Annotated in this window: 15 protein-coding genes and 1 tRNA gene; 12 read left to right on the top strand and 4 right to left on the bottom strand. The window is 36.0% G+C overall.

Annotation, left to right across the window (positions count from 1 at the left end; translation table 11 throughout):
* The first annotated feature begins 15 nt into the window (after positions 1 to 15).
* From racE to TY13_RS09645, 5 genes are all read left to right on the top strand, one after another.
* Positions 16 to 810 carry a glutamate racemase gene (gene racE / locus TY13_RS09625; RefSeq protein WP_042474893.1) on the top strand — a complete coding sequence of 265 codons (795 nt, stop codon included), beginning with the start codon at positions 16 to 18 and terminating at the stop codon, positions 808 to 810.
* Between the two features lie 162 nt (positions 811 to 972).
* A complete protein-coding gene (gene rph / locus TY13_RS09630) occupies positions 973 to 1,728 on the top strand; it encodes a ribonuclease PH (RefSeq protein ID WP_042474897.1) in 756 nt (251 codons plus the stop codon).
* Positions 1,729 to 1,733: 5 nt separating this feature from the next.
* On the top strand, positions 1,734 to 2,327 hold the full coding sequence (locus TY13_RS09635) for an XTP/dITP diphosphatase (RefSeq protein WP_042474898.1): 594 nt from the start codon (positions 1,734 to 1,736) through the stop codon (positions 2,325 to 2,327).
* A gap of 283 nt (positions 2,328 to 2,610) precedes the next feature.
* On the top strand, positions 2,611 to 3,114 hold the full coding sequence (locus tag TY13_RS09640; RefSeq protein WP_042474901.1) for a YfcE family phosphodiesterase: 504 nt from the start codon (positions 2,611 to 2,613) through the stop codon (positions 3,112 to 3,114).
* Between the two features lie 86 nt (positions 3,115 to 3,200).
* Positions 3,201 to 3,274 (top strand) — tRNA-Arg (locus TY13_RS09645).
* 578 nt (positions 3,275 to 3,852) lie between these two features.
* Here the strand turns inward: TY13_RS09645 and TY13_RS19790 are convergent.
* Positions 3,853 to 4,767 carry a hypothetical protein gene (locus tag TY13_RS19790; RefSeq protein WP_052344288.1) on the bottom strand — a complete coding sequence of 305 codons (915 nt, stop codon included), beginning with the start codon at positions 4,765 to 4,767 and terminating at the stop codon, positions 3,853 to 3,855.
* 1,377 nt (positions 4,768 to 6,144) lie between these two features.
* On the opposite strand from TY13_RS19790, the gene TY13_RS19795 reads away from it, so the two are divergent.
* Positions 6,145 to 7,509: an S-layer homology domain-containing protein gene (locus tag TY13_RS19795; RefSeq protein WP_052344289.1), complete on the top strand. Its 1,365-nt coding sequence runs from the start codon at positions 6,145 to 6,147 to the stop codon at positions 7,507 to 7,509.
* Between the two features lie 518 nt (positions 7,510 to 8,027).
* On the opposite strand, the gene TY13_RS21135 is transcribed toward TY13_RS19795, so the two are convergent.
* The gene (locus TY13_RS21135; RefSeq protein ID WP_268258008.1) at positions 8,028 to 8,156 is read right to left on the bottom strand and encodes a hypothetical protein; all 129 of its coding nucleotides are present in this window, start codon (positions 8,154 to 8,156) and stop codon (positions 8,028 to 8,030) included.
* 268 nt (positions 8,157 to 8,424) lie between these two features.
* Between TY13_RS21135 and TY13_RS09665 the strand changes: the two genes are divergently transcribed.
* Positions 8,425 to 8,862, top strand: coding sequence for a DUF1259 domain-containing protein (locus tag TY13_RS09665; protein WP_230199418.1), 438 nt, complete (start codon positions 8,425 to 8,427; stop codon positions 8,860 to 8,862).
* A 125-nt stretch (positions 8,863 to 8,987) separates the two neighbouring features.
* Here the strand turns inward: TY13_RS09665 and TY13_RS09670 are convergent, their stop codons facing one another.
* Positions 8,988 to 9,359, bottom strand: coding sequence for a hypothetical protein (locus TY13_RS09670; RefSeq protein WP_042474908.1), 372 nt, complete (start codon positions 9,357 to 9,359; stop codon positions 8,988 to 8,990).
* Positions 9,360 to 9,390: 31 nt separating this feature from the next.
* The gene (locus TY13_RS09675; protein WP_042474911.1) at positions 9,391 to 10,578 is read right to left on the bottom strand and encodes a polysaccharide deacetylase family protein; all 1,188 of its coding nucleotides are present in this window, start codon (positions 10,576 to 10,578) and stop codon (positions 9,391 to 9,393) included.
* A 226-nt stretch (positions 10,579 to 10,804) separates the two neighbouring features.
* On the opposite strand from TY13_RS09675, the gene TY13_RS09680 reads away from it, so the two are divergent.
* The 5 genes from TY13_RS09680 (at position 10,805) to TY13_RS09700 (ending at position 15,611) form a co-directional block, all read left to right on the top strand.
* A complete protein-coding gene (locus tag TY13_RS09680; RefSeq protein WP_042474913.1) occupies positions 10,805 to 11,188 on the top strand; it encodes a VOC family protein in 384 nt (127 codons plus the stop codon).
* A gap of 24 nt (positions 11,189 to 11,212) precedes the next feature.
* Complete coding sequence (locus tag TY13_RS09685; RefSeq protein ID WP_042474915.1) at positions 11,213 to 12,247, top strand: serine hydrolase domain-containing protein; 1,035 nt, start codon at positions 11,213 to 11,215, stop codon at positions 12,245 to 12,247.
* Between the two features lie 172 nt (positions 12,248 to 12,419).
* Positions 12,420 to 13,277, top strand: a complete 858-nt coding sequence (locus TY13_RS09690) for an AraC family transcriptional regulator (RefSeq protein ID WP_042474917.1) — start codon at positions 12,420 to 12,422, stop codon at positions 13,275 to 13,277.
* A 261-nt stretch (positions 13,278 to 13,538) separates the two neighbouring features.
* Positions 13,539 to 14,144, top strand: a complete 606-nt coding sequence (locus TY13_RS09695) for a DUF5052 family protein (protein WP_042474920.1) — start codon at positions 13,539 to 13,541, stop codon at positions 14,142 to 14,144.
* A gap of 15 nt (positions 14,145 to 14,159) precedes the next feature.
* Positions 14,160 to 15,611 carry a protein adenylyltransferase SelO gene (locus TY13_RS09700; RefSeq protein ID WP_042474923.1) on the top strand — a complete coding sequence of 484 codons (1,452 nt, stop codon included), beginning with the start codon at positions 14,160 to 14,162 and terminating at the stop codon, positions 15,609 to 15,611.
* Positions 15,612 to 15,622: the final 11 nt, after the last annotated feature.

Genomic DNA, 15,622 nt, shown 5'->3' on the forward strand with positions numbered 1-15,622 from the left:
ATTGAGGCGGTTTATATGGATGCCCCTATAGGTGTAATTGATTCGGGCGTTGGTGGACTTACAGTCGCAAAGGCTATCATGAAGCTGCTCCCGAACGAAATCATTTACTATATTGGCGATACTGCTAGATGCCCATATGGACCACGGACAGAACAAGAAGTGCGCCAATTTACGTGGCAAATGGTAAAAGCTTTAGAAAAAATGAATATTAAAATGCTAGTTGTTGCTTGTAATACAGCAACAGCAGTATCTTTGGAAAGCTTGCAAAGAAAAATGTCGATACCAGTTGTTGGCGTAATCAATGCAGGTGCACGTGCTGCGATTAAAAAAACGAAGCGTAATGAGGTAGTAGTACTTGCTACAGAGGGCACGGTAAAAAGTGCCGCATATGAAAAAGCATTGTACTCACTATCAACAAAAGTGAAAGTAATTCCGCTCGCTTGCCCTACATTTGTTCCGCTTGTGGAAAGTGGCGAATATGAAGGTCCATTCTCATATGATTTAGTCGCAAGCGGCTTGAAAACAATTAAGGATGCGAGCTTTGATACGGTTATTTTAGGCTGTACACATTATCCAATTATACAAAAGCAAATTGAGGCAGCTGTAGGAGCAGGCGTACATGTTGTATCGTCAGCAGAGGAAACAGCTAGCCATGTGTTGGAAACCTTATCTTATCATCAGCAATTGCGTATAAATGATATGGCGCCACAGCATGTCTTTTTTGCGTCGGGCTCGGTGCCAATTTTCCGCTCAATAGCTGAGCGATGGCTAGAGCAACAAAATTTAACAATTCAACGTATTAAATTTTAAAAATTGGAGCTGCAAGGGAGGTTGGTTTTTCCTTGTGGCTCTTTTTTATTTTGATGTAGTAGGTGTCTCGAAATAATTTTTCAGATACCCCTTACTATTTACTACTTTTTTGAGTACATAATGTATGGTAAGATTAGTGCGCGAAAGAAAAGGAGGATTTTCATGACTAGATATGATGAAAGGGCGGTACATGAACTTCGCCAAGTCCATATTGATACAAACTATTTAATGCATCCAGAAGGCTCTGTACTAATTACTGTAGGAAATACGAAAGTAATTTGTACAGCAACGATAGAAGATAAAGTGCCAGGCTTTTTAAGAGGGCAGGGAAAAGGCTGGATTACTGCAGAATATTCAATGCTTCCTAGAGCCACAGCACAGCGCACACAGCGTGAATCAGCGCGTGGGAAGGTAAATGGTCGTACAATGGAAATACAGCGCCTAATTGGGCGTGCATTACGTGCTGTTGTCGATTTGCAAGCATTAGGAGAAAAGACGGTATGGATTGATTGCGACGTCATTCAAGCAGATGGTGGCACACGTACAGCATCTATCACAGGGGCTTTTGTTGCAATGGCACAGGCAATTGCTAAATTAGCAGAAGAAAAGCCATTTGAAAATTTCCCAATAATAGATTATTTAGCAGCAACGAGCGTTGGTATTGTCGAAGAAATTGGCGCCGTAGTAGACTTAAACTATGTTGAGGATGTTGCAGCACTAGTTGATATGAACATTGTGATGACAGGGGCAGGACGCTTTGTAGAAGTGCAAGGCACAGGTGAGGAAGCAACGTTTTCTCGCGCGGAATTAAATGAATTATTAGCATTAGGTGAGGTAGGCATCCAAGAGCTTATTACGCATCAAAAAGAAGCGTTAGGTACTATTGCTACATTGATTGATAATAGAAAGGAAGCGTAGTAAATATGACGAAGCAAGTAGTAATTGCGACGAAGAACAAAGGTAAAGCGAAGGATTTCGAAGCATTGTTCACGCCACTAGGTTACGAAGTGTTAACAATGTTTGATGTAGCACCTGATATGGAAATCGAAGAAACAGGTACAACATTTGAAGAGAATGCGATATTAAAGGCAGAAGCACTTGCAACGTCGCTTCAGATGCTCGTTATTGCAGATGATAGTGGTTTAGCAGTCGATGCATTAAACGGCGAACCAGGTGTCTATTCTGCGCGCTATGCAGGTGATCACGATGACGAGGCGAATATTGTAAAAGTGTTAGAAAAGCTTCAAGGTGTGCCTGAAGAACAGCGTACAGCTCGTTTCTGCTGTGCACTAGCAGTGGCTGGGCCCAAACTAAAAACTTATACAGTTTTCGGCACTTGTGAAGGTGTCATTTTACAAGAAAAGCGTGGTACGAACGGCTTTGGCTATGATCCAATTTTTTATGTACCAAATCTACAGCGTGCAATGGCAGAGCTTTCTCCTGAAGAAAAAGGTGCCATTTCCCATCGCGGTAACGCTATTCGTAAATTAGCGGATGTACTTCCAACATTAATTTAACTTGATTCAGCAAATGTTTGTTGTATCGAAAGCGAAGCTCAGATACAGAAGTCCGCCACTTCTATAAGTGGGGGGATGAATGCTGGGAAAGCAACTTAATCAGAGGGGGTGCCAAACTCCCCTGCTCCTGCGGTTACTCGCCACAGGAGAGATTTGCTGATTCAAGTTAAGCCTCCGGCGGATGTCACAGATTTTGAAGGGGAATTTTCGAGCGAACTCGAAAAAATCTGGACGCAATCACGCCGAGGCGTGATTGATTTAGAATGAAAAGGAGGCAGTAAATATGAAAATCCTAGTAATGAGCGATACGCATGGTGATGCAGAAGTAATTCAACATGTCCGTAACCAACATGGAGACAGTGATGTGTTGATTCACTGCGGAGATAGTGAGCTTTCATATGAGCATCCTCATTTGGCAAATATGGTTCGAGTACGTGGCAATTGCGATTACACGGACAACCGTTTCCCTGATGAGCAAGTTGTGTCGCATGGAGATGTAAAAATTTTTGTAACGCATGGACATTTATTTCAAGTCAAATCATCACTACTAACATTATCCTATCGTGCCAAGGAGCTTGGCGTGAATATTTGCTGCTTCGGTCATTCCCATTTACTTGGCGCCGAAATGATTGATGGTATTCTATTTATCAACCCAGGTAGCCTATTAATGCCAAGAGGGCGCCGAGAGCAAAGCTATATCGTCGTGAAAGTAGAAAATACAAAGTACATTGTGGAGTGTTTTACTCGCCAAGGTGAGCTTTTAGAAACAATACAATTTAAACATTAATAATTTTAAAAATAGTATTGACTTTGTGTCGTTTTATTCATATAATAAATATTGTCTTTAATACCAGTTATGTTATTAAAGCAATTGTCTCCATAGCTCAGCTGGATAGAGCACGGGCCTTCTAAGCTCGCGGTCGTAGGTTCGAATCCTACTGGGGACGTAATTAGGTCGAATTTGAACGTATTTGACCGACCTACAAAGAGCCTTGAAACCTTGATACACTTGGTTTTCAAGGCTTTTTGTGTTTTTAGGGAAAGTATTAGATTGTAGAGTTGCACTACACAAAACACTACACAAAATTCGTATTTCAATTCGCATTGAACATGTCTGCAAATACTTTTGCTGAAATAGCTTCATCGCGTTCCTCCATTTCTTTCAACAAATGTACATAATAGTCTAAAGTGATTCTTTGCGCAAAAAACGTGGCTAGGTACATCCATATGTGTATCTATATAAGATGTTACAGTAAGAGAATTCAGCTTGAATCCTTCTGTTTCATGATTACGTATTATTTTTAATGATGGTTGGTCTGTGCCTCGGAAGACGGTCATTTAGATTTGATACAAATCAATTAATTTCATAAAATTAACTCGTTTAACATAATTATATTTCTTGTCATTTTGAGAAGTATACCTTTTATAGGAAAAAAGCAGATACGAAAAAAGCAGATACGAAAAAAGCCACTCATTGAGTGACCTTTATGCGCCTTCCACAGTTGTAGTAGTTGTGGAGGGCTATTTATTCAAATGTAAAACTCCAATTCCCATCAGCATTTATGCTAAAGAAATAGATCGCTGTATCATTTACTTGTTGAATTTTAGAGCCGTTGTATTGTCCTATTTCATTAAATAACAAAGCTGAATCATTAGCTCTAAGAACGAAATTCCTTGAACCATCATGAGTAGCTGACACAGTATATGAGCCTGATTGTATGTTCATAAAAACTACACTATCGCCTTTTCCTTTTGCTGTCCCCTGTGGTAGTACATCATTTGGTACTTCCTGCGACATGTTGATAGTCCATGCACCATCAGCTTTAACTTCATATTTATATTCTCCAGCTGTGACTGCAATCGCTTGAGCCCCTTTGTATCCACCGATTGTATTTACGAGCATATCAATACGATTTCCATTTGCATCATAAAGAGTTAGAACGAAGTTTCTTCCACCATTATGAGTTGAATTTACTATCACAAATCCATCTTCTAATGTAAATGATTTAGTTACAGTGTCACCACTGCCAGATAATTTTAATGCTTCTAACTTAGCAAGTCTTTCAGCTTCAGCTTTTGCAATAGCTTCTTCCTCTGCTTTAGCTCTAGCCTCGACTTCCTCTTTTGCTTTCTGTTCAGCTAACGCTTTTTCCTCAGCTTCCTTTGTTTCACGCGCAGCTTTTTCTTCCTCTGTTTCTTTTGGTTCTGTAGATGTTTCTATTTTCTCATCGTTGTTTTCTTTAACACTTTCTGTCGGCTCCATAGTAACTCCGAAAAGGATAAAAGAAATAATAAATACAGCTAACGAAGCTATTAAGAATTGAACATATTTCTTACCTTTAGTAGAATTCTTTTTTAAGTATTGAATAGCAGCCATAATTAAAAATAGGAATGTAGCAATCAAACTTAAAAATAGTAATATAAAAGATAAATCATTCATTTTTGTTTCCTCTCCCTTCGTATCCATTGTAGGGAAATTTAACTAATTTGTACATAATAAAAAACATACATCCTTGTTGGTTATCTGTTCTATCTAATATATTTTTTAATCATCTTTACCTGGTTACATTTATGGCGAATATAGTAAGATAATCTTGAACTGTTTGGTTTTTATTAGTACTATTATATTTAACAAAGCATGAAAATAGTAAAAGAAAATCCCCAATTATCCATGTATAGTGTGTGTTTAGGAGGGATTTCTATGATAAAAATATGGATAAGCGTATCTTTTTAATGGATAGGGGCAAATTTATATTTTATGCGCTAGTTGTTTGATAAATATATCGAACTATTAAAGGTTGATGTAAATGAATCCGATGAAAAAATAGTCAGGATTGAAGGAGAAAAATACGTTTACCTATATATTAAAAAGATTTAGCATAACAAAGTGAATAAATATCATCTGTATTATAAAAGTAGCATAATTGTCCATTCAGACAACATTTTTATGTTGTTTAGGAATGGGCTTTTATACATCACAAATTATATGTGTATATAGAAAACCATTCAGCATGGCAATATCAACAAACAACCGAAATGGTGTTGTAGAAAATCAATATTTATTGAAAGAGGACTATTAATCACAGTAATGATGACTTTATTTTTCCTTGATTAAAGAGTTTTACAGAGTAATTCATTTAAATATGCGGAAAAACCTAAAATAAAACCAAATGTTTTTGCTGAAATTTATTGGAGAAAAATCACATAATATATTTTGTACGTGCTAGAACTATAATTAGAAAATAATTTTTAAGATGCTTGTCGAAAGTTTGATGATAAAATAATGAAACTTAAATCTACTGTAATTGCTCTTTCGACTTCCTCACAATTCCTCACGGGTTTTTCACGAACTGTAGCTTTAAGTGTTGAAACAAACAATTTTTTAAGATCTGGAGTTTCTGAGAAAGCTACAGAAAAATCTCCAGAATTGAATCAACCAACATTGCTCCAATCTGATAATGCTGGTGAAATTCAACCTCTGTGGAAAGCGCATTAAGTTACTATCAAATTAAATTTTTAAATAGTAGGATTAAATTCCTCTCAAAATACATAACAAGCATAGTATTTCAATGATTACTAATTACAAATATCCTCAAAAAAGTGTATAATGAAAGAGTTTAAGCATTAAGTGGAATTAAAAGAATTAGCTATTAAGCAATTCCAAGAGTGATTGTATTAAAATTATGTCAATCATTTTAAAGGCTATCTTCATTGTATTTTAGAAGTAGCCTTCTTTTTTTACGATAGACACAGGTCAATAGGTCTATGCGTATTTAAAAATGGACTATAAAATTCGCATTATTTAGGAGGTAAAAGTGTGGTAAACAAAATGAAATTAGGTATGTACAGTGCATTATTGCTAAGTAGCTTAGTAGGTGGAACAGTAGGAGCTGGTGATTTAGTTGCTCATGCTTCTAGTCATGATGTAGCGGATTTAAAGGCCCAACAAGTAATAGGCCCATTTAAAGATGTGAGCACAAAAAATGCTGCTTATGAAGCTATTCTATGGGCAAGTAAAGAAGGTATTATCAATGGCTATAAGGATGGTACATTTAAGCCAAACGATAAAGTCACAGAGGCTCAATTTGCAAAAATGCTAGTGAATTATTTTAAACTAGATGCTGCGAAAGGTACTTTGATGAGAAATAGTGGGGAGAGACATTGGTCTGATGATTATTATGACCAATTAGCAAGTTATAGTGTGCCATTAAATGGATACATCAATGAGGTACAACGTTTTGAACCTGTGAAACGCGGCGTTGTAGCAGAAGCACTTGCTTATCTTGCAAAGGATGAGATGACTTTAAAGGATAGCATCCAATTTTTATACGATCATAAAGTATCAAGCGGTCAAAATCCAACAGAGAAGTTAATTGAGCAACATTTTGGCTACGCTAGTGATGTAACTCGTTCACAAGTGATTGTATTTTTTTACAAGCTCCATTTAGCGAATATCAAATCGGTACAGGGGAAACAAGCACTTAGTCAATATGCTTCCAATGATGATATCGAGAAATTAGCGAAGCAAGGTACTGGTTATCTGTTTTATCTATTAAAGAAAGGTAGTATATATGTAGATTTAGAAAGAGGAAAAATCAATCAAGAAGAAACGGAAGACTACAATAAACGATATAAAGCATTATTCGATTCGGCTACTTTTAAGTTTGCAGAACGTGTAAAAAATAAAAATGCCGGTCATGAATTGTTTGATTTTAAAGCGTTGGATAGGCTGGAAAAGGAATTAAAGCCTGAAACGATACAATACTTAAATCAACATTATGTAGTGGACGGAGCAACGAGTGGTGATGACCATTATTTAATATTTTTTGTAGATAAAAATAACAGGTATCTAACAATTACTTATGGACCAAACGATTTCGCTACAACTTTATATGGGAAACGTAAGTATCATGTAAGAGCTACAGGGAATACACCTACTGCAAATCAAGCATTGGCTATGGTAGTAAGTGACATTACAGGCACAAAGCGAACGCTTACTGAAATCAATTCATATAAAACGTGGATTGATAAAAAGCAAAATTTATCTTATGAATATGGCTACGATGGGAATCTTGTAGTTCGCTTTGGTATCAAAACATATTTAACAGGTTTTCCATATAAAGATGGCGAATTTAGTTTTACTTATTTCCCTGATAAAACGAGAAATGGTGATTATGAGTAAAAATAATCATTGAAGAAGCAGATATATTAAATTACTATATGATAACTTTGCATAACATAGCGATTGATAGGGTTAGACAAAATATATTTTAGTTACTATTCATGCAAAGTTGTGATTTTAATAACGGTCATATACATGACTGTATTATTTCAGATGAATTAATAGTAGATGCATCAGATTTTTATAATATTGGTTACCAAAATAAAATCGATTAATTACATATTCTGGTCTAGAGATTAACGCAGTATAGCACAAGGGAATAATGGAATATACAAAAGACTCCTCGTAATGAAGTGACTGCTGAATAGATTATATATTTTTATGAATAGAAAGCTACACTCTTATATGTATAATTAAAAAAACCTTGAAAACCTAATAAAATTGGTTTTCAAGGTTTTTAGTATTCTGTAGGAAAATAGTTATGTGTTGTATGCAACACAAGAATTTCAAAATAAATGTTTTGTGTGAAGTATGACAAAAATAATTAAAAGTATTTTCTATTTCTGTACTTTAATAACTTAATAGTCACATGTCCATGCCTTACCTACCCAATAACATTGAGCGGCAGAAGCAGTAGGGGCTGTAGAAGCGGCTGCTGCTCCTAATAATGCAACAGCTAATAGCATCATACCTAGTTTCTTTTTCATATTAACACCTCCTTAATTTAATATTATTCTTAATAAATTGCTTTTATTCATAAATAATAAAAACATAGAAATTTGCTTATTATTTTTTAAGTTTTTCCAATCCTCTATGGCAAAATGTCCTCACATTAGGCTTCTTCAATACTCATAATGTTTCCTAATTTTCTTTTAATAAAATAACCTGTTACTAATTTTTGATGATGTAATTCCCAGTCATTTAGAACACTTGTGAATATATTATTTAGTAGAAAATCAAAAGGAGGTGAATAGATTGGAAAATAACAATAATATTCAAGAAACATCTTGTGGTTGTGGAGAAACGAAAAAATGCCAAGCGCTTGCGAATATCATCGGTGGAGAAGTCATTACGGCGAAACCTGTTTGTGTTGTACAGCGTCTTCGTAATATTAAGGCAACTATTCTTGGACGAACTACTCGTTCACCTCTTGCACTTCCATTTGCCTTATCATTTGAAGGGGTGGGAACTAATACACTAAACCTTGGTGAATCTGTTGTGCTTCAGGAGGAAATTAATCCTTTTATTACAGAGCTTCGCAAAAGAGGGCTTATTGTTACAGCAGTGCATAATCATTGGCTTTTCGATAATCCTAGATTAATGTATATGCATTGGGAAAATGTCGGGAATTCAACACAATTCGCAAGAAATAGCTTTGAAGCTGCTGTTGCAGCAGGGTTATTTAAAAAGTAAGTGGTATTATAAATTAAAGTAAAAGTATTTTATCTCACAGAAAAACGAACTATCCAATTACCTTTGAAGTGTTTCGGACTAGTTCGTTTTTCTTGTTTATTGAGAAAGGTTAATATACTTTTTTATTAAATGCTTAAAGCATACTTCTGAATTTGCTTTTCTTTTTGAGCTGCTAACCCCGTTTTAGAAAACTTCGAGAATTGTTCTTTATCTAGAGCCTTTGTAAGTTGATGTAAAATCATATCGTTCATCAAATCTTTTATATCACTAGAGTCTTGTTCATTTTCTTCGGATTTTGGCAATTTGGTTTCTTTAATCATGACTACTTTACCATCGGCTTGTGTTACATAATGGCGTATATAGCCATTTTCTTTTTTGATTTCATATTTTGCGTTGTTTTTCTTTTTATTGTCCAAAAATAAATCATCTGCTATACGCTTAGGGCTTTTGGGTTGCGATATACTTGAATACCTGCTACTTCCTAGTTGAATATTCATTCTCTAATTCCCCCTATCTTGTTTCTATAGCTCAATTTTCTACAAGCTCAATAAAATCTTCTAGCGTGGAGTCATGGTTAACTGCTTGGCGTCTTAGTTTATATGGGTTATCACCAATTTTGACTTTACCTTTTTTAATTGTAAAGGCCATCTTTATATCGAGTTCTTTCAAAATCGCGATTGTTTTCCTTTTATACTGACCGAATGGGTAAGCCATATATTGAAAAGGAATCATATCGTTCCCTGTTAAAAAGTCGTTTTTTACTTCGTCATAACTTTTAAGAAGTACATGACTTTTTCCATCTTCTGCTGAGTGTAAATCATGTGTATGACTTTGTAAGTCGAATATATCTTTCATTGCTTCAACTTCCTCCATGCTCAACGTCTGAATTGCATCTGGGTTGAAGTCTGGCGTTTTATCAAGATGAAGTCTGCTCGTAATTAAAAATTCAGTTGCCTTGAAATTATATTTTTTTAAAATTGGATAGGCGTATATATAGTTAGATTTTAGCCCGTCATCAAAGGTAATTGCTACGACTTTTCCTGGAAGATTGATTTCCTTGTTTAAAAACTGCTCTAAATCTTGTAATAAAATGGTTTGGTAGCCGTTATCGGATAGCCATTTCATTTGTGCTTCAAAATTTTCAACAGAAGTTACTGCCGATACATCACGAAACTTTTTATTATCGGCATCAGGCAATACATGGTGATACATTAAAACAGGGATGCCTTTATCTTTTTCTGTATTTTCTTTGTTAATAAAGCCCACTTTGCCACCGATTTTTACTTTATACCAATTGAAATAATGGCTTGATACGATTGGGTAGCGTTGATTTTTTGCAATCACAGCAATCGGCTTAGCTTGTGCTGAGGATTTGTCGTAAATAATTGTGTCTTCTTTAATAATAATTGTATTTTTTGATTTATATTCCCTTGGTGTTTTTTGTGTTTTTGAAGTCGCTGTTGCTTGATCCTTCGATACATAGCCGATCCCATTACCGAAATTAATCTTCCAATAGTTTTGCTCTTCACTATTCACTTTGTAAGTTTGGTTTATTTTTAAAAAGCCTATAGTATCTTTGTTCGTTATATTATTAAAAATAGGTACATCATCTTCTGTTGTTGTAATATAACTTACTTCGCTCGCTTCTCCTAGACTTAAGTTAATAGCAAAAAGCGTTATAATAAATATGATAAAATAACATAATTTTTTTAACATGAACTCTATAGCTCCTTTACTCTCTGTCTAATTATTATTGTTTAAAAAATATTAGTCAATACCAAAATTAACAGCACATTCCATATTCAAATGTCTTCCGTCCTTTATTTTGTATAAAGTGATTTGGAAATAATCATTGCAAGCAAGATGGAAACGTTACTTTCGGAATGTTATAATTATTTAGTAAAATGAAAGAACAAAATTTTTCAATAGATGGGGGAAAGAAATGAAGCTAGCAATGAAGTATGTCATTCTTTATGTAAATGATTTTGAGCAAACAATGCATTTTTATCAAAATATTTTAGGATTGCCTGTTAAAATGCAGCAAGGAACCTACGTGGAGTTTGATACAGGTGCAACGACGTTATCAATTAATACGCGACAATCGGTTAATGAGGACATAGGGTTAGCTGTACCAGAAGCATCATTAGCCTCTCAAACTTTTGAAATTGGTTTTGTTGTGGAGGATGTACAAGCAACAATTGAAGCACTTCGCACACAAGGGGTAAACGTGGTGAAGGAGCCTGTAGTGAAGCCATGGGGACAAACCGTTGCCTATGTTGCAGATCCAGATGGGCATTATATTGAAATTTGTACATCAGTCGAATAGGTCAACACTATTTGGAGGGGAATAATGCGTACACAATTACAACAAATCATAACGGACATTCAAACTACAATTGATTTCTCTGGTTCAGTATTGGTGGAGGAAGGCACAAGTAAACTGTCGCTCAATCAAAGCTTCGGCTATGCGAACCGTTCAGAGCAAATTCACAATAATGCATCAACTCGCTTTGGCATTGCATCAGGCTGCAAACTATTTACGGCGATAGCTATCTGTCAGCTTGTAGAAAAAGGGCAGCTATCTTTTCAGACTAAATTAAGTGATTGCCTTCAACAACATTTTTCGACCTTTGACCCCGAGATTACGATTCATCATCTACTAACACATACTTCAGGTATTCCAGATTATTTTGATGAAGAAATAATGGCAGATTTTGAAGAGTTATGGGTGACAAATCCGATGTATCATATAAGAAAATTGAGCGATTTTTTGCATTTATTTCAAAATCAATCAATGAAATACCGAGTGGGGGAAAGATTTCATTACAATAATGCTGGTTATATTTTATTAGGATTAATTGTGGAGCAAGCAACGGGAGAAACTTTTTCAGATTATGTACAAGCAGCTATTTTCGATAAAGCTGGTATGAGTGCATCAGGTTATTTTTCATTAGATGCTCTCCCATCTAATACAGCACTAGGTTATATCGATCAAGTAGATGGCACGTGGAAAACAAATATCTATTCTATACCTGTTAAAGGTGGTTCAGATGGAGGGGCATTTGTCGCAGTCGATGATATGGTGAAGCTGTGGGATGCACTTATGAACTACCAGCTTTTGACAGAAAACTCTACAAATAATTTATTATCAAGACATGTACAAGTTAATGAAGATGGGTATTATGGCTATGGTGTATGGATTAAACAAAGAAATGATGCAATTTTGAAATATCATGTTATGGGCTACGACCCAGGTGTTAGCTTTCATTCTGCTTATTATCCAAGTTTATCTAGCAAGGTAGTTATTTGCTCAAATAAATCGGCAGGTGCATTTGATATGATGCGTGAAATTGAAACGTATTTGTTAAGTGGGGCAGAGCTATAGAAAAAAAGCCTAAAACTGTACAATGAAGTTACATCTTATGTAACTTTTTTGGTGTTAAATAAATAGTGACAAGTATTTTCTGCAAACTTTCAAACCTGTCCAATGTCAGCACAAAATGACAGGACGAGATAGATGGGGTAAATGTATGCTATAAGCAAGGAGTGAGGGCATAATGAGTTGGATAGAGTCGATTCAAAAGGCGATTCATTATATGGAAGAGCATTTGTTAGAAAACATAACGATAGAGCAGATCGCGCGTGAAGCTAATTGTTCAGTGTATCATTTTCAACGGACATTTTCGTTATTAACAGATATGACTATTGCCGACTATATAAGAAAACGTAGATTAACATTAGCAGCACAAGAAATTATGATGACAGACAATAAAATAATCGATCTCGCCTACAAATATGGCTACGATTCTCCTGAAGCATTTACAAAAGCGTTTCGCAAGCAACATGGCGTGACGCCGAGTGATGCAAGAAAAAAACAATGTGCGATACAAGCATATAACCGCCTCGTTATACAGGTGAGTTTGAAGGGAGCAGAACCGATGAAGTATAAAATTCTAGAAAAAGAAGCGTTTCAAGTTGCAGGTTTAAAAAGAACATATAACTGTTCAAATGATGAGAATTTACAAGGCATTCCTATGTTTTGGGATGAAGTGAATGCAAATGGTACAGACCAGGAGCTAGGTAAGCTAAACGATGGAGAGGTTAAAGGTGTACTTGGTGTTTGTTTACCACAACAAGATGCAGGAAATATGATTGATTACTGGATTGCTGCTGCTACTAACAGTGAGGTACCTAATCATTTTGAAACATTAGAAATTCCAGCAGCAAAATGGGTCGTATTTGAAGTAGTTGGCCCAATGCCTGATGCGATGCAAAATGCGTGGAAGAAAATTTATTCTGAGTGGTTCCCATCGAATCCATACGAGCCTGCTGGAGGAGCAGAGCTAGAAGTATATTCTGATGAAGATCCATTTAAAGAAGATTTAGTTTCTGAAATTTGGATTCCAGTTAAATAATTACAAACTTGAGGTTGTCCGAAAAGCAGGCTAGTGCGCCGCTTTCTGGACAACCTTTGCTGTTTGCTTGAAATATTCATCATGTAAGTATTCTTTAAAAGGTTGAAAACACTGATTTCCACGGATGTTCCAATTAATGGGTCTGTAGTTTTTTATATGCTAAAGGTGATTATGACCTTTTCTACAATCCGCTTTTTTAATGAAACTATTTACAATATGGACCGTAAAAAATAGTATAGAAAGCAAAGGAGAGTTATACATATGAAAAAATTGATTTTAGCATTCGTATTAGGTGTTTCAGTACTTACATTAGCAGGCTGCAACCTTTTACAATGGGGTTTTGGCAATATAAAAGAGCAATTTATTGGGCGAGAAATTACGATTCAAACATATGATGAAAGTAGTCAAATTATTGACCAAATTAAAGGAAAGAGCGTTAGTATCAAGGCGGATGATAAGTTTGCAATGAAGGATACTGAAGGCAATACAGTTGAAAAATCGTCTGTGCTCGATATTACGATTGGTGGCAAGCAAATGTTGCACGTTGGTAGTAGCTTAATAGCTTATGAGGACGGTTTAACAAATATTTTTGAGGAATATGCACAAACTGTAGATATTGATAATTTTGATCGTTCTGTACCGTTCATTAATCGTATGGTGAATGATATGAAAAATTCAACGGTAGGGAAAGATAAGGTAGTATTAATTCGTTCACAGGCAGGACAACCACTTGCAACATTTGTTGGGGAGGATGTAAGCTATTTTGCAACGGAAATTGATAAGGCAACAGGCTTATTAATTGATGATCGTTATTTATTCATTTATCGTTGTGATTATACTATTTACGATTTAACATTACTGCAGTAAGATAGGAGGCATTTTATGAATATTGGCTGGCGTTTTGATAATAGCTATGCGCAACTACCACATACTTTTTTTGCGTCGATGGCATTGAATCCTGTTGAGGAGCCGAAGCTTGTAATTCTCAACGAACAGCTTGCTTCAGAACTTGGTTTAAGTGCAGTGGCATTGCAAAGCGAGGAAGCGGTTCAAGAGTTTGCTGGAAATAAGGAACCTGTTGGAAGTTCGCCTTTAGCACAAGCGTATGCAGGTCATCAGTTTGGTCATTTTAATATGCTTGGGGATGGAAGAGCTATACTTTTGGGAGAGCATATAACACCTGATAATGAGCGCGTTGATATTCAATTAAAGGGAGCGGGACGTACTCCTTTTTCGCGTGGTGGAGATGGGCGTGCAGCACTTGGTCCTATGCTACGTGAATATATTATTAGTGAGGCGATGCATGCGTTAGGCATTCCAACGACCCGTAGCTTAGCCGTTGTCACAACAGGGGAAGCGATTATGCGAGAGTATGCATTACAAGGGGCGATATTAACGCGTGTCGCCAAGAGTCATTTACGTGTTGGGACGTTTCAATATGCTGCAAGATGGGGAACTGAGGAAGAGCTTAAGACATTGGCTGATTATGCTATACAGCGTCATTTTCCTATGATACAAAATGAAGGCAATCGCTATATTAAATTTCTTGAATATGTTATTGAAAAACAAGCTGAATTAATTGCGAAATGGCAATTAGTAGGCTTTATACATGGCGTTATGAATACGGACAATATGACGATTAGCGGTGAAACAATTGACTATGGGCCGTGTGCATTTATGGATAAATATGATCCTCAAACCGTTTTTAGTTCAATTGATACGCACGGCCGTTATGCTTATCAAAACCAGCCAAATATGGCGCTTTGGAATCTAGCGAGATTGGCTGAATCATTATTGCCGTTAATCCATCATGATTCAGCACAAGCCATCAAAATGGCAGAGCAAGCACTTCAGCAGTTTCCAAAACTATATGAAGCCAATTTGTTTGCTGGAATGCGCTTAAAGCTTGGACTTCTAACAGAGGAAACCCAAGATATTGAATTAATTGATGAACTTCTACAATGGATGAAAGTAAATGAAGCTGACTATACAAATACTTTCCGTGCTTTAACACTAGGGAAGTTTGAAGATAACCCTGTATTTCAACTTGAGACCTTTGTACAGTGGCGACAAAAATGGCAGGAGCGATTGCAGCGACAAACACAGTCGCTAGAGCTTGTCCAACGTACAATGCGTCAGAGTAATCCTGCCATTATTCCTCGCAATCATCGTGTAGAAGAGGCTTTAGACTTGGCATCAGAAGGGAATTTGAAGCCTTTGCAGCAACTGTTAAAAGTATTGGCACAGCCTTTTGCTTATACAGCAGAGCAAGAAATGTATGCGACATTGCCGCCCGCTTCTAGCTGCGCCTACCGAACATTTTGTGGAACTTAAAAATGAGAATT

This window comes from Bacillus ndiopicus (assembly GCF_000612805.1).
Taxonomy (GTDB): domain Bacteria; phylum Bacillota; class Bacilli; order Bacillales_A; family Planococcaceae; genus Metasolibacillus; species Metasolibacillus ndiopicus.